Source organism: Mesorhizobium sp. M1B.F.Ca.ET.045.04.1.1 (assembly GCF_003952465.1).
Lineage (GTDB): Bacteria > Pseudomonadota > Alphaproteobacteria > Rhizobiales > Rhizobiaceae > Mesorhizobium > Mesorhizobium shonense.
Window position 1 is genome coordinate 4496224 of the sequence record NZ_CP034448.1, and the last position, 17639, is coordinate 4513862.

Here is a 17639-nt window from a genome sequence, read left to right on the forward strand (position 1 = left end):
ACCGAAGGGAAAGAAAGGCAAGTGGCGGAAACATTGGACAGCAAGGCCGCGAAGGCCGCACCGATGGACCGTCTATGGGCCGAGAACGACGATTCACGCCTGACAGGCGATCCGTCGCTGGTGGTCGACGTGGCAGGCTTCGAAGGCCCGCTCGACCTTCTGCTGCACCTTGCCCGCAACCAGAAGGTCGATCTGGCGCGCATCTCGATCCTGGCGCTCGCCGAGCAATATCTGGCCTTCATCGAGAGGGTGAGGGCGCTGAGGCTGGAGCTTGCGGCCGATTATCTGGTGATGGCGGCGTGGCTCGCCTTCCTCAAATCGAAGCTGCTGATCCCGAAGCAGCCGGGGGAAGAGGGCGAGAGCGGCGAGGAACTGGCGGCGGTGCTGCAATTCCGGCTGAAGCGGTTGGAAGCGATGCGCGATGCGGCCGCAAGGCTGGTCAACCGCAACCGGCTTGGCCGCGACGTCTTCGCGCGCGGCATGCCGGAGATGGTGATCGTGGAGAAGCGCAACGCCTATTCGGCCTCGCTCTACGATCTGCTGACCGCCTATGCGCAGCAGCGCCAGCGGCAGGCGATCAACAACGTGACGATCGCCAGACGCGCTGTCTGGTCGCTGAAGGACGCGCGCGACGTGCTGGCGCGGCTGGTCGGCACGCTGAGCGACTGGACGGCGCTGGACAGCTTCCTGATCCAATATCTGGCGGCGCCGGAAGAGAAACGCACGGCAGTTGCCAGTTCCTTCGCGGCGACGCTCGAAATGGTGCGCGAGGGCAAGCTGGAAGTGCGGCAGGACCAGGTTTTCGCGCCGATCTACCTGCGCGGGCGCGCACAAGGGGTCAAGGCAGTCGAGGTGGTATCATGAGCGAGCGCGCCAACGCTTCGGTCATCCCGTTCAAGGTCGAGGACGAGCCGGAAGACGAGATGGCCGAACAGGGCTCTGTTGCGAACCCCGCCGAGCGGCTGCAATTGTCGGAAGCCGTCCGCATGGCCGAGGCGATCATCTTCGCCAGCGCCGAGCCGGTGAGCGAAAGGCAGCTGGTGGCGCGCCTGCCCGAGGGCGTCAACATAGCGGCGGCAATGGCCGATCTACAGGAAATCTACGCCAAGCGCGGGGTCAACCTGGTGCGGGTCGGCGACGCCTGGGCGTTCCGAACCGCCGGCGACCTCGCGTTCCTGATGAGCCGGGACTCCGTCCAGCAGAGAAAGCTTTCGCGCGCGGCGCTCGAGGTGCTGGCGATCATTGCCTATCACCAGCCGGTGACGCGGGCCGAGATCGAGGACATCAGGGGCGTCGAGACCTCGAAGGGCACGCTGGACACGCTCTTGGAAACGGAGTGGGTCAGGATGCGCGGCCGGCGCCGCACGCCTGGCCGTCCTGTGACCTATGGCACGACCGATGCCTTCCTCGATCACTTCGCGCTGGAGGAAATCCGCGATCTGCCTGGCATGGAAGAGCTGAAGGGCGCCGGATTGCTCTCGACGCGCATGCCGTCCAATTTCTCCATGCCGGTGCCGCCGGCCGATCCGGAGGCACCTGCCGAGGATGAGGATGCGCTGACCGATATCGACCTCGAGGAACTCGGGTTGCTCACACCGCGCGTCACGGAAGAGTGACCTTGAATTTGCCGCGAATGGTCTATTAGCAAGGGCTGCGCGGATTCGTAGCAAGGCGCTCACGCCGAAAGTGCGTGACATCCGCTAGCCATTTTATCAACTTCATTGCGGTTGTGTTTGAATCCCCGAGCGAAAACGCATAGATCATCGCCGAGGGAAAACATTCGAGAGAGATGGTTATGGGTTCATTTTCGATTTGGCACTGGATGATCGTACTGGTCATCGTGCTTCTGGTGTTCGGTCGGGGCAAGATCCCCGAACTGATGGGCGACATGGCCAAGGGCATCAAGAGCTTCAAGAAGGGCATGGCTGACGACGATACCGACGACAAGCGCACCGTCGAGCATCGTGCCGACGAGACCGTTTCGCCGGGCAAGGAAAAGGTCAGCAAGAGCTGAGCCCGGTTGTTGGTTTGTACATGCCGTTAGCCCAAAACCGCTCCGCGTTTTTGGGCGGCATGCACTAGTCGGAATAGATGCCATGTTCGAAGTCGGTTGGAGCGAACTGCTGGTGATCGCGGTCGTCATGATCGTGGTCGTCGGGCCGAAGGATTTGCCCAGCATGCTGCGAACCTTCGGCCGCACCGCGGCCAAATTGCGTGCCATGGCGGGCGACTTCCAGAAGCAGTTCAATGACGCGCTCAAGGAAGCCGAACTCGACGACGTCAAGAGTTCGATCGACAGCCTTCGGGGCCTCAATCCGATGAACGAGGTCCGCAAGCAGCTCAATCCGTTCGAGCAGGCTGCGGCGGATGTTCGCTCCGGCGTCGATACGATGATGAAGCCCAAACCGGCCGCCGATCCGGCGGCGCCGGCAGCATCGACGCCGCAGGCCGCCGAGCCGCTCAAAAACGGCGCGACGGACATGCCCGGCGTCAACGGGACCGAGGCGGCTGCGGCCGCGCCGATCTTCCCCGCCATGACCGATGCTTCCCTGACCGCGCCAACTGCGGAGACCGCCGTGCCGGCCCAGCCGGTAAGAAAGTCGGCGACATCGAAGGCGAAGACGGCATCCGCCAAGGCTGCGGGGGCGAAAGCCCCGGCGAAGTCCGCGGCTGCAGCGGCAAAGGCTGTAACGCCCGCCAAGAAGGTAGCGCCCAAGACCGAGGCCAAGCCCGCTGCGGCGAAGAAGCCGGCCGCGAAGAAGTCAGCCGAAGCCAAGAAGACGGCAGGAGCCGCCAAGTGAGCGTTTCGGATCAGGAAAGAGACGAGATCGAGAAATCGTCGGCGCCGCTGATCGAGCACCTCATCGAGCTGCGCCGGCGGCTGATCTGGTCGCTGGGTGGCTTCTTCATCGCCTTCCTCGTCTGCTTCTTCTTCGCCAAGCGCCTGTTCAACCTTCTGGTCGTCCCGTTCAAATGGGCGACGCAATGGGCCGGGCTCGACCCTCACAAGGTCGAGCTGATCTACACGGCGCCGCAGGAGTTCTTCTTCACGCAGGTGAAGCTCGCCATGTTCGGCGGCATGGTGATCGCCTTCCCGCTGATCGCCACGCAGATCTACAAGTTCATCGCGCCGGGCCTCTACAAGAACGAGCGCAGCGCTTTCCTGCCGTTCCTGATCGCGTCGCCCATCCTGTTCCTGATGGGTGCTTCGCTGGTCTATTTCTTCTTCACGCCGATGGTGATGTGGTTCTTCCTCGCCATGCAGCAGGTCGGCACCAACGACCAGGTGCAGATCTCGCTGCTGCCGAAGGTGTCGGAATATCTCAGCCTGATCATGACTTTGATCTTCTCCTTCGGCCTGGTGTTCCAACTGCCGGTCGTGACCAGCCTTTTGACGCGCGTCGGCCTGCTGTCGTCGCAGGCGCTGGCCGAGAAGCGCAAATGGGCGATCGTGATCGCCTTTGTCGTCGCAGCGGTGCTGACCCCGCCCGATCCGATGAGCCAAATCGGCCTCGCCCTTCCGACCATCGTGCTCTACGAGGTCGCCATCTTCGCATCGCGCCTCATCGAGCGTGGCCAGGAGCGCGACCGACTGGCGCGCGAGGCGCGTGAGAGTGGAGAAACCGTAGCCGAAAAGACACCGGACGCCTCTTCAACGCAGGCGCCAGGTTAAAGCGCGTCGCCTTCGGGAGACATGCTTAGGCGAAAGCCGGAAAAACGCGACAGGCGGCCCCGTCTGTCTTGCATCGATCAAGGATGCGGTTTACGCCCTCGAACCTTACTTTGAGGACGGATCGACCATGCTTGACATCAAATGGATTCGCGACAACCCGAAGGTCCTTGTCGATGCGCTGGTGAAGCGCTCGTGGTCGGCGGATGATGCGCAGTCCACGGTCGACGACCTGATCGCCAGTGACGAGGCGCGGCGCGCGCATCTGAGCGAACTGCAGGTCAAGCAGGAACGCCGCAACGCCGCCTCGAAAGAGATCGGCAACGCCATGCGTTCGGGCGACGCCACGCTCGCAGAAAAGCTCAAGGGCGAAGTCAGCGATATCAAAGCCTTCATTCAGAACGGCGAGGCGCGCGAGCGCGAACTCGACAAGGCGCTGAACGATGCGCTCGCGGTGCTGCCCAACGTGCCGCTCGACGACGTGCCGATCGGCAAGGACGAGCACGACAACGTCGTCAAGCGCATCGTCGGCGAGGTGCCGACGCGGCCGAACTGGGTGAAGGAGCATTTCGAGATCGGCGAAGCGCTCGGCATGATGGACTTCGAGCGAGCGGCGAAGCTGTCGGGCTCGCGCTTTACGGTGCTGAAGAGCCAGCTCGCGCGCGTGGAGCGCGCACTCGGCCAGTTCATGCTCGACCTGCACACGACCGAGCACGGCTATGAGGAAATCCAGCCGCCGCTAATGGTGCGCGACGAAGTGCTTTTCGGCACCAACCAGCTGCCGAAATTCGAGCTCGACCTTTTCTTCACGCCGCATGGCGACGGGCGCCTCGGCCTGATTCCAACCGCCGAAGTGCCGCTCACCAACCTCGTGCGCGAGGAGATCACCGCGCATGAAAAGCTGCCGCTGCGCTACACGGCGCTGACGCCGTGCTTCCGCTCGGAAGCGGGCTCGGCCGGGCGCGACACGCGCGGCATGCTTCGCCAGCACCAGTTCTACAAGGTCGAGCTGGTGTCGATCACCGACCAGGAAAGCTCGCTCGCCGAGCATGAGCGCATGACTGAATGCGCCGAAGAGGTGCTGAAGAGGCTCGGCCTGCCGTTCCGCACGGTGACGCTCTGCACCGGCGACATGGGTTTTGGCGCGCGCAAGACATACGACATCGAGGTCTGGTTGCCGGGCCAGAACGCTTACCGCGAAATCTCGTCCTGCTCGGTCTGCGGCGATTTCCAGGCGCGCCGCATGGACGCCCGCTATAAGGACAAGGACGGCAAGGGCAACCGCTTCGTCCATACGTTGAACGGTTCCGGCACCGCGGTCGGCCGCGCTCTCATTGCCGTCATCGAAAACTACCAGAATGAGGACGGCAGCGTAACCATTCCTGAAGCGCTGCGACCTTACATGAGTGGCCTCGCCAAGATCGAATCGAAATGAGTCCATGCGCATCCTGCTGACCAACGATGACGGCATCCATGCCGAGGGGCTGGCGTCGCTCGAACGCATTGCCCGCGCGCTCTCGGATGACGTCTGGGTGGTGGCGCCCGAGCAGGACCAGTCCGGCTATGCGCATTCGCTCTCGATCTCGGAGCCGCTGCGGCTGAGGACGGTTGGCGAAAGACACTATGCCGTGCGCGGCACGCCGACCGACTGCGTCATCATGGGCACGAAAAAGATCCTGCCCGGGCCGCCGGACCTCATCCTGTCGGGCGTCAATTCCGGCGCCAACATCGCCGACGACGTCACCTATTCCGGCACCGTTGCCGGCGCCATGGAGGGCGCGCTGCTCGGCGTCCGCTCGATCGCGGTGAGCCAAGCCTACTCCTATGTTGGCGAGGATCGCGTCGTTCCTTACGAGACGACCGAGGCGCTGGCGCCGGCGCTGCTGAAGAAGCTGATCGCGACGCCGCTGCCGGAAGGCGTACTGCTCAACGTCAATTTCCCGAACTGCGCGCCCGACGAAATCGAGGGCACGGTCGTCACCTCGCAAGGCAAGCTCGTGCACAGCCTGTGGGTCGACGAACGTCGTGACGGCCGCGGCCTGCCTTACTACTGGCTGCGATTCGGCCGCGAGCCGGTCGAAGGCAAGAAGGGCACCGACCTCTATGCTCTGCGCAACCGGCTGGTGTCGGTGACGCCGCTGCAGCTCGACCTCACCGCTCATGAACTCCGCGACCAGCTGACCAAGGCGCTGTCATGACCATGACTATCGACGATCGCGAAGGCTTTGCCGCTTTCCTGCTTCGCCTGCGGGGCAGGGGCACGGCGCCGAAAGCGCTGATCGCCGCCTTCGAGGCGACGCCGCGGCGGGGTTTCCTGTCCGCGCAGTTCCATTCGATCGCCTGGTCGGAGGGCATGCTGCCGATCGAATGTGGCGAGGCGATCGAGGGCGCGGACCTGCAGGCGGGGGTGATCGCGGCTTTGGCCATCGAGCCGGGCAACCGCGTGCTCGAGATCGGCACCGGGTCGGGCTATAGCGCTGCGGTGATGTCCAGGCTCGCCGCGCGCATCGTCACCGTCGACCGCTACAAGACGTTGATCGAACAGGCAAAGCAGCGCTTCGAGGCGCTCGGCATCGGCAACGTCATCGCGCGCCAGGCGGACGGCTCCAACGGCCTGCCCAACGAAGGGCCGTTCGACCGCATCCTCGCCTGGGCGGCGTTCGACAGCCTGCCGCGATTCCTGCTCGATCAATTGTCGAGCGGCGGCATCGTCATCGCGCCCATCGGTCCGGAGGAGGGCGAGCAGGTGCTGGCCAAGCTCACCAAGGTCGGCAGCCGCTTCGAGCGCGAGGACATCGGCATGGTCAGGCTGCAGCCGATCCTGCGCAGCGTCGCCGCGGTGATATAGCGGCGCCAACGGCCCGGCCAAAATTTCCTCCAATGTTTTAAGAAAATTTTCGCCGGATTCTAATGGGTTAACCGGCCAGTAACATTAACGCGCTTTAATCAGAACCAGTTTGTACCGGGTCTGTGCGGGTTAGTGCGATGCAATTCAATGGTTTGAAGGCAAACGGACGCAATCTGGCGCGTGGCTGCGCCGTCCTCATGATCGCGGGCGCCGCGGCCGGGTGCAGCTCGCAGGCCATGCGCTTCAACGGTGTCGACGACGTCTTTACCTCGTCCACCAACAACCAGCGCGCCATCATCAACAAGCAGAATGCCGACCAGCCTTATCCGGGCGATACGGTCGCGCCGGCGCCTGTCGACGGCAGCCACACTCAGTCGGTGAGCCGCTCCAGCCTCGAGCCGGTGACGTCCCAGCAGTTGCCGCCGCCTTCGCAGGCGGCCGCGGCGCCGGCCAAGCCGATGCGGACCGCCTCGGCCCCGGCGCTCGCTCCGGCTCCCGCGGCGCCGCATCTCGACAAGACGGCCACCGGCACGGTCGCGCCGGCAGCGAAGCCGTTCAAGACCGCCGAGCCCGATGCCGTGCGCAACGCAAGCGCTGCGCCGCACGCCACCGAGATCGTCGTCAGGGAAGGCGAGACGATTTCGGGCCTCGCGCGGCAATATCATGTGCCGGCGGATGCGATCATCAAGGTCAATGGGCTCGATGCCAACAAGGGCATCAGAACCGGCCAGAAGATCGTCATCCCGGCCTATGCCTATTCGAGCAAGGCCGAGCCCAAGGTTGCCGACGCCACCAAGCCTGTGAACACCCCGAAGCAGCCTGCCGGCGCGCCGGAGAAGGTTGCCGTGCTGCCCCAGCAGCCGAAGCTCAAGGACGGCAAGTCGGCCGCGCAGGTTGACGCATCGGCGGCCGCCAGCGGTTCGAAGAACGCCAAGCCCGCACAGATGGCCGAGGCAAAGCCGGCCGGCGCCGGCGGCACCTACACTGTCCAGCAGGGCGACTCCCTGTCCTCGATCGCGCGCAAGACCGGCGTCGGCGTCACGGCGCTCAAGCAGGCCAACGGCATGAAGGACGGGCTCTTGAAGATCGGCCAGACGCTCAGGGTTCCGGCCGGCGGCACCGTTGCCGTCGCCGCCGCCAACCCTGCCGCGACCAAGCCGTCCGTCGACCCGGTGACGACGGCGACGACGCAGCCGCCGGCAAAGACCACGCCGTCGCAGACGCTCGCTTCCTACACGCCGCCGAAGAAGGACGCCAAGGTCATTCAGCAGGCCGAGGACGACGATGCGGTGGCGCCGGATGCGACCGGCATCGGCAAGATGCGCTGGCCGGTGCGCGGCCGCGTCATCTCCGGCTTCGGTTCGGGCAAGGACGGCGTCGACATCGCGGTGCCGGAAGGAACGCCGATCAAGGCGGCCGAGAACGGTGTCGTCATCTATGCCGGCGACGGCCTCAAGGAATTCGGCAACACTGTGCTGGTTCGCCACGAGAACGGGCTGGTCACTGTTTACGGCCACGCCAGCTCGATCGAGGTGCAGCGCGGCCAGAAGGTCAAGCGCGGCCAGGAGATCGCGCTGTCCGGCATGAGCGGGACGACGGACTCGCCTAAGCTGCACTTCGAAGTGCGCAAGAACTCTGCCCCGGTCGATCCGAGCGGCTATCTCGAATAGAACAAGAACAACTTGCGGGCCGCCTGACCTCCAGTCCGGCCCGCCGGCTTCAGCCCGCTCCGTCAGGAGCGGGCTTTTTCAGTTGCCGAAGATGCATGACGCACGGCTCAAAGATGATCTTGGAGCGTGTCGGCGATCATCTCTTCAAGGCTGCTGGCCTTCACGCCTAGAAGCGTCTCGGCGTCGGAGGAATCGACCAGCAGGGGGCTCTCGAAGAGGTACTTCATCTCGATGAGTTCATGCATGCCCAGCGCCTCCATCTCGGGGATGGAATAGGAGCGTGCCTCTGAAACCTCTCGTCCGAGCATTGCCGCGGTTTTCCGGATCAGCTCGCGGGGGGAGGCGTGTTGCGAGGGGACATGAAACGCCCGTCCCCATTCACCCGTGTAGCGGGAGGCGGCGACAAGCGTCCTGGCGACGTCCTTGGTGAAGGTCCAGGCATGAGTCGCATGGAGGTCTCCAATGAAGGCGACAGGCTTGCCCTCGATGACGGAGGGCAGCGCGACCAGTGAGAAGTAACTGATCGCGCCATGTCCCAGATAGTCGCTGGAGCGTATTTCGATCGCCGGCGCATTGGCACGGGCCGCCCGCTGCCACATGATCGTCCTGGCGGTCCCCTTCTTCGAACTCGGGTCCAGAGGCAAGTCAGGGCGAAGCGGGTTTTCGGTATTTTCGCCATAACCATAGAGGTTTCCGAGCACGATGAGCTTCGCGCCGACCGCTTCCGCCGCCTGCACGGCGCCGTCGATTATGGGGAAAAAGTCGGTTGGCCAGCGATGATATGCGGCCATGGCACACATGAAGATGGCATCGGCGCCTCGGCAGACACACGACAGCGCCGAGGCGTCCGTGGCGTCGGCTTGTACGGCTCGCACGTTCCGCAGCGCATGCGAACCGACGCTTCGGCTTGTAAGGATGACATCATGGCCTTCTTCGCCAAGAAGGCGAGCTGTCTCCCGCCCAACCGGGCCCGCGCCGACAACAACATACAAACTCATGGCAACCTCTCTTCCAAGTTTGATGGAGAGGCGGGAGTACAAGTTCGCGGCGTTGAAAATCGCGCGGGAATTGCCAAATCTTGAACAGGTTCCGCCATGAATCGAGAGAGCATGTGTCCGCAATTCCCTCCGGCTCGACCCTGTCCGACGTAACGATGGTTTCCCGGCATGTTGAGGCAGGCGTCCATCTGCTGCCCCGGGCGCCACACCATCGCATCATGGTGCATGCAAGCGCGGCGACGCGCTCCTACTGCAATCAGGTTGGGCGATATTTCGTCAGGCGCGCCGGGGATATCGACCTGGTGCCGGCTGGCGAGGAGGGCGGTTTTGAGGCCGAAACCCCGTTCGACACGATGGAGATCGTCTTGCAGCCCGCCTTGATGGAAAGGGTCGCCGCAGAACTTGGGGGCAGGGCGCGAGCATCACGGCTCGACACCCGCCATTTGCTTCGTGACCAGCGCATCGAGCATCTCGCTCGAGCACTGCAGAGCGATCTCGCTGCAGACGCGCCGAGTGGCCCTTTGTTTGCCGAGGGCATCGGCGCCGCGCTTGCGGTGAGGCTGCTTGGCCTCGATGGCCCAGACGCAGTTCGAGTGAACCGGTTGTCGGACGCGCAGCTAAAGCGTGTCCTGGAACACATCGAGTCCGCTCTACATGAGCCGCTTTCGATCGACCGCCTGAGCCAGGTTGCCGGCGCGAGCAGCTCGCATTTGCGCACATGGTTCAAAGCGGCGATGGGCGTCACCTTGCATCGCTACGTGTTGCGACGTCGCGTGGAAAGGGCGTGCGTTCTGCTGCGGCGACGCGATCTCAGCACAAGCGAGGTTGCTGCATTGACGGGCTTTGCGCACCAGTCACATCTCGCGCATTGGATGCGCCGCGAAACCGGCCAGACGCCGCGTGACTTGCGACGGGCGCAGCCGCCCAAGTGACGTTCACGCTTCAATCCTTGAGCGACTTGCCGAGCCGGCCGGCGAGATCCTGCGTGAATTGCCAGGCGACGCGGCCGGAGCGGCTGCCGCGTGTCGTCGCCCATTCCAGTGCGTCCGCGCGCAGGCTCTCGGGGTCGATGGTAAGGCCGTGATAGCGGACATAGCCGTCGATCATGTCGAGATATTCGTCCTGCGAACATTTGTGGAAGCCGAGCCACAGGCCGAAGCGGTCGGAAAGCGAGACTTTTTCCTCCACGGCCTCCGACGGGTTGATGGCGGTCGAGCGCTCATTGTCGATCATATCGCGCGGCAACAGATGCCGCCGGTTCGACGTAGCGTAGAAGATGACATTGGCCGGGCGGCCCTCGACGCCCCCTTCGAGCGCCGCCTTCAGCGACTTGTAGGAGGTGTCGTCGTGATCGAAGGAGAGGTCGTCGCAAAACAGGATGAAGCGATAGGGGGCAGCCTTCAGCAGGCCCATCAGCTTCGGCAGCGTATCGATGTCCTCGCGATGGATCTCGATCAGCTTCAAAGGTCGGTCGAGCTTTTCCGAGGCATTGACCCGGGCGTGCACGGCCTTGACCAGCGACGACTTGCCCATGCCGCGCGCGCCCCAGAGCAGCACGTTGTTGGCGGCGAAGCCGGAAGCGAAGCGCTCGGTGTTGTCGAGCAGGATGTCGCGGACCCGGTCGACGCCGCGGATCAGGCCGATGTCGACGCGGTTGACCTTGCGCACCGGCTCCAGATAGCCGGGGTCGGCCTGCCAGACGAAGCAGTCGGCCAGGCCGAGATCGGTCTCGGGAACGGGTGGCGGGGCGAGGCGGGAGACCGCTTCGATCAGGCGGTCGAGCTTCTTGTTCAGGGCATCCAGGCTATCGGTCATTTCCGGTCTTTTCGCTTTGGCATCTCGCAACGTGAAGCGGGTCCATGATTGCGCACCAAGGACCAACTGCAAGCTTTTGTTGGAGCACGATCTTTTCGGGCCGGCTCCAAGCGGCTTCCGGCTGCGACGCTCTAGCACGCGCCAAACGGCTGGAAAAGCAACGGATTCGGCGGGTCGCGCAGTTGCATTGGCAACTTTACCGACTATATTCCGCCCAAATTTTCGCGGGGCCGCAGCGGCGGTATTTTACCATCCAGGAGTTTCTTGATGTTCGTCACACCGGCATACGCCCAAGGCGTCGGCACCTCGCCCGATATGTTCATCAGCATTTTGCCGTTTGTCCTGATTTTCGTGATCATGTATTTTCTGATCATCAGGCCGCAGCGCACGCAGCTGAAGAAGCGCCAGGAAATGCTGGCCGCGGTGCGCCGCGGCGATACGGTGGTGACCGGCGGTGGCTTCGTCGGCAAGGTGACCAAGGTGATCGACGACAATGAGCTGGAGATCGACCTTGGCGGCGGAACCAAGGTGACGGCGCTGCGCTCGACGATCTCCGACGTGCGCGTCAAGGGCGAGCCGGTGGCGAACCAGAACGCCAAGAAGTAATCATCACCTCGATGGCGGAACGCTGCCGCTTGTACGCCTGAACGGATAAGAACGAATGCTGTATTTCTCGCGCCTGAAGATGGTCCTGATCTGGCTGGCCGTAGCCGTCACAGTGATCCTCGCCGCGCCCAACCTGTTCCCGGCAAGCACGCTGGCGCAACTGCCGAACTGGGTGCCGAAGCGGCAGATGACGCTCGGCCTCGACCTTCAGGGCGGCTCGCACATCCTGCTCCAGATGGATCAGAACGATCTGATCAAAGACCAACTGGAGACGACGCGCGACGAGATCAGGACCCTGCTGCGCGAAGCCAAGATCAACTATACCGGGCTTTCGGGCACCGGTCGCACCGTGCAGGTGCGCATCAGCGACCAGAGCCAGGTCGATGCGGCCAAGGCAGCGCTGAAACCCATTACAAATCCGGTAAATGCCGGTCTATTCACCGGCGGTTCCGTTCAGTCGATGACACTGGATGATTCAGAGCCTGGGCTGCTGAAATTTACCGTCACGGATGCCGGCCTCAAGTACCGGACCACGACGGCGTTGTCACAGGCAATCGAAGTTGTCGAACGACGCGTGAACGCGCTTGGCACGACCGAGCCGATTGTGCAGCGGCAGGGTGACGATCGCATTCTCGTTCAGGTGCCTGGCCTTCAGAACCCTCAGCGGCTCAAGGACATTATCGGCCAGACCGCCAAGCTGACGTTCCAGATGGTCGACACCTCGATGCCGGTCCAGGACGCCATGAAAGGCCGGCCGCCGGCTGGCGACTCGATCCTGTATTCTCAGGACGATCCTCCAGTTCCCTATTTGGTGGAGAACCGCGTCATCGTGTCGGGCGAAGACCTGTCGCAGGCGACCCCGACCTACAATTCGCAGACAAACGAGCCAGTGGTTTCGTTTACGTTCAATTCGCGAGGCGCCACCCGGTTCGGCCAGGCGACCCAGCAGAATGTCGGTAAACCTTTCGCCATCGTCCTCGACAATCAGGTCATTTCGGCGCCCGTCATCCGTGAACCTATCCTGGGCGGCACGGGGCAGATTTCAGGCAACTTCACAGCCGAGAGCGCCAACGATCTCGCCGTGCTGCTGCGCGCCGGCGCCTTGCCGGCAAAACTTACCATCATCGAAGAGCGCACGGTGGGGCCGGGCCTTGGTCAGGATTCGATCCATGCCGGCAAGATCGCGGGCGTGATCGGCTCGATCCTCGTCGTCGCCTTCATGTTCGTGGCCTACGGCTTCCTCGGCTTCCTCGCCAATGTGGCCTTGGCCGTGCACGTTGCGATGATCGTGGGGGCGCTGTCACTGCTTGGCGCAACGCTCACTTTGCCAGGTATCGCGGGTATCGTGCTCACCATCGGCATGGCTGTGGATTCCAACGTTCTGATTTACGAGCGCATCCGCGAAGAGCGACGAAATGGCCGCTCGGTGATCCAGGCGATCGACACCGGTTTCTCCAAGGCGCTGGCGACGATCGTCGACTCCAACGTGACGTCGCTGATCGCCACCGTGGTGCTGTTCTTTCTTGGCACCGGTCCGGTCAAGGGCTTCGCCATCACCTACGCCATCGGCATCCTGACCACGGTGTTCACCGCCTTCACCTTCACCCGGATGCTGGTCGCGATCTGGTTGCGCCGCGCCCGCCCGAAGGAATTGCCAAGGGCGCCGGTCACCTTCATTCCGCCGGGCACCAAGATTCCGTTCATGGGGATCCGCCGCTGGACGTTCGCTTTGTCCAGCGTGCTGTCGATCCTGTCGGTCGTCGGGTTCCTGACCATCGACATCAATTACGGCATCGACTTCAAGGGCGGCTCGATGATCGAGGTGCAGTCCAAGCAGGGCGACGCCGATCTCGGCGACATCCGCGCCAGGTTGTCCGAACTCAATATCGGCGAGATCCAGGTACAGCAGTTCGGCGCGCCGAATGACGTCCTGATCCGCGTCGGAACACAAGATGCCGGCGAGAATGCCGAGCAGACGGTTATCGACAAGGTGAGGGGCGAACTCCAGGATCAATACGACTTCCGCCGCGTCGAAGTGGTGGGTCCGACGGTTTCCGGAGAGCTGGCCAAGCAGGGCACGATCGCAATGCTGATCGCGCTGGTCGGCATCCTGCTTTATGTCTGGTTCCGTTTCGAATGGCAGTTCGCGGTCGGCGCCATCGTCGCCACGGTGCACGATGTGGTGATGACGATCGGCTTTTTCGTCATATCCGGATTGGAATTCAACCAGTCATCGCTGGCGGCGATCCTGACCATCATCGGCTATTCGCTGAACGATACGATCGTCGTCTATGACCGCGTTCGCGAGGATCTCAGAAAATACAAGAAGATGCCGCTGCCGCAGCTTCTCAACAATGCAATCAACGAGACGCTGTCGAGGACGACGCTGACGTCGGTCACGACATCGCTGGCGCTGTTGGCGCTGGTGCTGTTCGGCGGCGAGGTGATCCGTTCGTTCACGCTGGCGATGCTGTTCGGCGTGGTGTTCGGCACCTATTCGTCGATCTTCATAGCCGCGCCGCTGCTGATCCTCTTCAAGCTCAGGCCGCAGGGCGCGACCGCCGAAGAGGAGCAGAAGCCGGCGAACGGCAAGGCCGTGACGACCTGAAATGATCCGGCTCTAAATCAAAGAGAAAGAGCATGATGTCGTCCGAAAGCCGCTCCACACTTTTCGGCATCATGCTCTAGACCCATGGCCAAAGGCATCGTCATCCGCGAGGCGCATTTCCCGGGCAGGGCGCCGATCGAAGCCTACGGTAATGGCGGCTTCCGCTTTGCCAACATGTCGCATCGCGGCTCGCTTCTGTTCCTGCCGTCCGGCATTCATGGCTGGGAGCCGGCCGATCCGCTGGCGCTGAAAGCTTCGGACTTCGACAAGCTGTTGGCTGAAGCCGACAGGATAGAGATCCTGCTGGTCGGCACCGGCAAGGATCTGCGGCCGTTGCCGGCGGCGTTGCGCGCCGCGTTCAAGGAGGCCGGTATCTCGGCCGACCCGATGTCGACGGGCGCGGCGGTGCGCACCTACAACGTGCTTCTGGCCGAGGATCGCGCCGTGGCCGCGGCGCTGATTGCCGTCGATTGAATGGCCGTCGGTTCAACCATCGTCGTGGACGCGGTGCGCGCCGCCGACCCTGACCGCTATCTCTCGGCGCTTTATGCGCCGGCCGGCAAGCGCGCCGCGCTGTTCGCGCTCTATGCCTTCAATGCCGAGATCGCCAGCGTGCGCGACCGCATCCACGAGCCGCTGCCGGGCGAGGTTCGGCTGCAGTGGTGGCGCGACGTCATCATGGCCGAGGGCGAAGCGGACACAGGCCATCCGAGCGCCGATGCGCTGAGGGCGGCGATCACCGCCTATCGTCTGCCGAAGGCGGCTTTCGACAACATGCTCGAGGCGCGCATCTTCGATCTTTACGACGATCCGATGCCGTCGCGGACGGATCTCGAAGGCTATTGCGGTGAGACGGCCGCCGCGCTGATCCAGCTTGCAGCGATGGCGCTCGATCCAACTGCCGCGCCGCGCTTTGCCGAACTGGCGGGCAGGGCCGGTTGCGCGCAGGCCATTACCGGCCTGCTGCTCTTGCTGCCGCTGCACCGCAGGCGGGGCCAATGCTACGTGCCAGCCGACATCCTGGTGGCAGCCGGGACAACACCGGAAGAGTTCGTCAAAGGCGAGGGCGATGCTGCCGCGGAGCGAGCGGTGGCGGCGATGATCGCGTTGGCGCGGGAGCATCTCGGCGCCTTCGAGAGAGGCGCGTCGGCGCTCCCCGTGTCGCTGCGCCCCGCCTTCCTGCCGCTGGCGCTGACACGCGCCTATCTCGACAAGATGGAAAAGGCGGGTCGATCCCCACTCGCAGACACTGCGACGCTCTCAACCTTGCGCCGGCACTGGCTGCTCTTGCGTCATGCCATGCGCGGCTGGACGCCCCTTTGACGTAAACGTCAATTGTGCTAGGGGTTCTGCCGCGTGGACTCGCGTCAAAGAAATGCGAGCCGCCGGAGGAGCCGCGTTTCCATGAGCCTGCCAGTCCTGGTCGTCCTTGTCGTGTTCGGCATCGCGCTGTCGGTCGCGGCCGTGCATTTCACCGGCGGCACGACGACCGCGACGCTTTCGAGCACGGACCAAGCGCTCGCGCGTTTCGGCGAGGATTTTCCTGACGAAAAGTCCCATGCTGTGCGGCTGACATCGGACAGGCACGCAGCGTTCCTCGAGCTCGGCCCGCGTCGCTGCGGCATCGTTCAGAGCATCGGCGACTGTTTCCTGACGCGCATCGTCACACGGCACGACGTTCTCGCGCTGACGAGGGAAGGAAACGTTGTGACCCTCAGGCTGAACGACTTCACCTGGAAGGGCGGGAAGTTTGACTTTGCCGACAAGGCTGACGCGCAGGCGGTGGCAGCGATGCTGCAGGTTCACGATCAAACCCAAAAGGCAGCCGCGTGATGGACGACTATAATTTTCCGCAGGTCACCCAGCTCGCGATTCCGTTTTTCGTCACCGCGATCCTGATCGAGCTCTGGCTGGTGCGCACCGGCCGCGCCAAGGGTTCGTTCGAGACGCGCGACACGCTGGCCAGCCTGATGATGGGAACCGGCAATGTCGTTGCCGGCCTGCTGCTCGGCGTCGTGTCCTACTGGGCGCTGCTGCGGCTCTGGCAGTTTCGCTTCTTCAATCTCGGCCTGTCGATCTGGGTGTTTGTCGCCGCTTTCCTGCTCGATGATTTGCGCTACTACGTCTATCACCGCATCGCGCACCGGGTGCGCTGGGTGTGGGCCGAGCACGTCAACCACCATTCCAGCCAGCACTACAACCTCTCGACCGCGCTCAGGCAGAGCTGGACCGGCCTCTTCACCTTCACCTTCATCCTGCAGGCGCCACTGGTGCTGCTCGGCTTCCACCCGGCGGTGATCGCCTTCGTCTTCGGCTTCAACCTGGTCTGGCAGTTCTGGATCCACACCGAGACGATCGGCAAGATGTGGGGCTGGTTCGAATTCATCTTCAACACGCCATCGCACCACCGCGTCCACCACGCCACCAATCCGCGCTATCTCGACGCGAACTTCGCCGGCACGCTGATCATCTGGGACCGCATGTTCGGCACCTTCGTCGAGGAACTGGAGGCGGACCGGCCGCGCTACGGCATCGTCAAGAACATCGGCACCTTCAATCCGCTGAAGGTGGCGTTCCACGAATGGATAGGCATGTTCGAGGATGCGCTGACGCCGGGACTGACGCTGAGCCAGCGGCTCAACTACCTCATCCAGCCGCCTGGCTGGAGCCATGACGGCTCGCGCGACACGTCCGGGACGCTGAAGGCGGCTTATGTGAGGAGAAATCCGTCCGAGGCGGGTAAGCCGGGGCTGCCGGCAGCGGGCGCTGAGCCGGCAGAGTAGCTATTCTGTTAAGACGGTTCACCGCCTCGCATCAAAGCTTCGTAGTCGCGCCCGCCATAGAAGACATTGACGATGCGCACGACACTGCTTTCGATGACATAGGTGATAACAGCGGAATGTTCGAACGGGACCATTCTCAGTCCTAGAACGATATGATCGAGCGAGCGTCCGCCATGAGGGGCATTACCGATACTCTGACAGCGGTCTTCGATACGCAGGACAAATTTCAGCGCGAGATCAGGATTCCCGCTGGCCCCGGCGATATGCCGGAAAATATCGGTGAGATCGTTGTTGGCGCTTTCACGATACTCAACCTCAAGCCGCCGAATCATCGTTACGGCCTGAATATTGAGCGGCGTATCTTTCCAATCGAGTGCGAACCTCTTCCCCGGAAAGGTTTGGCCTCTTGTCCTCGAGCGACGCCTTCACGCGTGCCCGGATCGACGCGATGCGCTCAGCATATTCTTCCTCCTCGCGCTGGAAGGCGCGCAAGGCGGCGCGGATCACCTCACTCGCCGATCCGAAGGAGCCGTCCTCGACCTTTTCGCGGATCATGCGTGCCATGGCTGGCGTGACGGTGATCGACAGTTTCTCAGCGGTTTCCATAGCATGCCTCCATGCATAAGGTAGGACGATATCCT

Annotated in this window: 20 protein-coding genes; 16 read left to right on the top strand and 4 right to left on the bottom strand. The window is 63.2% G+C overall.

All coding sequences use genetic code 11. From position 1 onward, the window contains the following. Positions 1 to 63: 63 nt before the first annotated feature. From EJ071_RS22085 to EJ071_RS22125, 9 genes are all read left to right on the top strand, one after another. Positions 64 to 864, top strand: coding sequence for a ScpA family protein (locus EJ071_RS22085; RefSeq protein ID WP_126102672.1), 801 nt, complete (start codon positions 64 to 66; stop codon positions 862 to 864). Next, complete coding sequence (gene scpB, locus EJ071_RS22090; RefSeq protein WP_126099775.1) at positions 861 to 1616, top strand: SMC-Scp complex subunit ScpB; 756 nt, start codon at positions 861 to 863, stop codon at positions 1614 to 1616. Before EJ071_RS22085 ends, scpB begins: the two co-directional genes overlap by 4 nt. Positions 1617 to 1795: 179 nt before the next feature. After that, the gene (locus tag EJ071_RS22095; protein ID WP_059185404.1) at positions 1796 to 2014 is read left to right on the top strand and encodes a twin-arginine translocase TatA/TatE family subunit; all 219 of its coding nucleotides are present in this window, start codon (positions 1796 to 1798) and stop codon (positions 2012 to 2014) included. Positions 2015 to 2096: 82 nt separating this feature from the next. Then, a complete protein-coding gene (tatB, locus tag EJ071_RS22100; protein ID WP_126099776.1) occupies positions 2097 to 2801 on the top strand; it encodes a Sec-independent protein translocase protein TatB in 705 nt (234 codons plus the stop codon). After that, positions 2798 to 3673, top strand: coding sequence for a twin-arginine translocase subunit TatC (gene tatC / locus EJ071_RS22105; protein ID WP_126099777.1), 876 nt, complete (start codon positions 2798 to 2800; stop codon positions 3671 to 3673). The genes tatB and tatC overlap by 4 nt, the downstream gene beginning before the upstream one ends. A 127-nt stretch (positions 3674 to 3800) precedes the next feature. Further along, on the top strand, positions 3801 to 5105 hold the full coding sequence (serS, locus tag EJ071_RS22110; RefSeq protein WP_126099778.1) for a serine--tRNA ligase: 1305 nt from the start codon (positions 3801 to 3803) through the stop codon (positions 5103 to 5105). Between the two features lie 4 nt (positions 5106 to 5109). Continuing rightward, entirely contained in the window at positions 5110 to 5868 is a 759-nt protein-coding gene (gene surE, locus EJ071_RS22115) for a 5'/3'-nucleotidase SurE (protein ID WP_126099779.1), read from the top strand. After that, a complete protein-coding gene (locus EJ071_RS22120) occupies positions 5865 to 6518 on the top strand; it encodes a protein-L-isoaspartate(D-aspartate) O-methyltransferase (protein ID WP_126099780.1) in 654 nt (217 codons plus the stop codon). Before surE ends, EJ071_RS22120 begins: the two co-directional genes overlap by 4 nt. A gap of 137 nt (positions 6519 to 6655) precedes the next feature. Then, complete coding sequence (locus EJ071_RS22125; protein ID WP_126099781.1) at positions 6656 to 8188, top strand: LysM peptidoglycan-binding domain-containing M23 family metallopeptidase; 1533 nt, start codon at positions 6656 to 6658, stop codon at positions 8186 to 8188. A gap of 107 nt (positions 8189 to 8295) precedes the next feature. Here the strand turns inward: EJ071_RS22125 and EJ071_RS22130 are convergent, their stop codons facing one another. Continuing rightward, positions 8296 to 9186 (bottom strand): NAD-dependent epimerase/dehydratase family protein, encoded by an 891-nt coding sequence (locus EJ071_RS22130; protein WP_126102673.1) that lies wholly within the window; start codon positions 9184 to 9186, stop codon positions 8296 to 8298. 113 nt (positions 9187 to 9299) lie between these two features. Between EJ071_RS22130 and EJ071_RS22135 the strand changes: the two genes are divergently transcribed. Continuing rightward, positions 9300 to 10118 carry an AraC family transcriptional regulator gene (locus EJ071_RS22135; RefSeq protein WP_245459940.1) on the top strand — a complete coding sequence of 273 codons (819 nt, stop codon included), beginning with the start codon at positions 9300 to 9302 and terminating at the stop codon, positions 10116 to 10118. A gap of 10 nt (positions 10119 to 10128) precedes the next feature. Here the strand turns inward: EJ071_RS22135 and EJ071_RS22140 are convergent, their stop codons facing one another. Next, positions 10129 to 11001 (bottom strand): ATP-binding protein, encoded by an 873-nt coding sequence (locus EJ071_RS22140; protein ID WP_126099782.1) that lies wholly within the window; start codon positions 10999 to 11001, stop codon positions 10129 to 10131. Positions 11002 to 11268: 267 nt separating this feature from the next. On the opposite strand from EJ071_RS22140, the gene yajC reads away from it, so the two are divergent. The 6 genes from yajC to EJ071_RS22170 all read left to right on the top strand — a co-directional run bounded on the left by yajC (position 11269) and on the right by EJ071_RS22170 (position 16998). Next, positions 11269 to 11607, top strand: a complete 339-nt coding sequence (gene yajC, locus EJ071_RS22145) for a preprotein translocase subunit YajC (RefSeq protein ID WP_067000009.1) — start codon at positions 11269 to 11271, stop codon at positions 11605 to 11607. A gap of 55 nt (positions 11608 to 11662) precedes the next feature. Continuing rightward, complete coding sequence (gene secDF / locus EJ071_RS22150) at positions 11663 to 14215, top strand: protein translocase subunit SecDF (RefSeq protein WP_126099783.1); 2553 nt, start codon at positions 11663 to 11665, stop codon at positions 14213 to 14215. Between the two features lie 84 nt (positions 14216 to 14299). Continuing rightward, on the top strand, positions 14300 to 14689 hold the full coding sequence (locus EJ071_RS22155; RefSeq protein ID WP_126099784.1) for an Mth938-like domain-containing protein: 390 nt from the start codon (positions 14300 to 14302) through the stop codon (positions 14687 to 14689). Beyond that, positions 14690 to 15538 carry a phytoene/squalene synthase family protein gene (locus EJ071_RS22160; RefSeq protein ID WP_189521168.1) on the top strand — a complete coding sequence of 283 codons (849 nt, stop codon included), beginning with the start codon at positions 14690 to 14692 and terminating at the stop codon, positions 15536 to 15538. An 81-nt stretch (positions 15539 to 15619) separates the two neighbouring features. After that, complete coding sequence (locus EJ071_RS22165) at positions 15620 to 16048, top strand: hypothetical protein (protein WP_126099785.1); 429 nt, start codon at positions 15620 to 15622, stop codon at positions 16046 to 16048. Then, positions 16048 to 16998, top strand: coding sequence for a sterol desaturase family protein (locus EJ071_RS22170; RefSeq protein WP_189521170.1), 951 nt, complete (start codon positions 16048 to 16050; stop codon positions 16996 to 16998). The genes EJ071_RS22165 and EJ071_RS22170 overlap by 1 nt, the downstream gene beginning before the upstream one ends. A gap of 8 nt (positions 16999 to 17006) precedes the next feature. On the opposite strand, the gene EJ071_RS22175 is transcribed toward EJ071_RS22170, so the two are convergent. After that, positions 17007 to 17330, bottom strand: a complete 324-nt coding sequence (locus EJ071_RS22175) for a type II toxin-antitoxin system RelE/ParE family toxin (RefSeq protein WP_189521172.1) — start codon at positions 17328 to 17330, stop codon at positions 17007 to 17009. Further along, on the bottom strand, positions 17314 to 17604 hold the full coding sequence (locus EJ071_RS22180; RefSeq protein WP_126099787.1) for a type II toxin-antitoxin system ParD family antitoxin: 291 nt from the start codon (positions 17602 to 17604) through the stop codon (positions 17314 to 17316). Before EJ071_RS22180 ends, EJ071_RS22175 begins: the two co-directional genes overlap by 17 nt. Positions 17605 to 17639 lie beyond the last annotated feature (35 nt).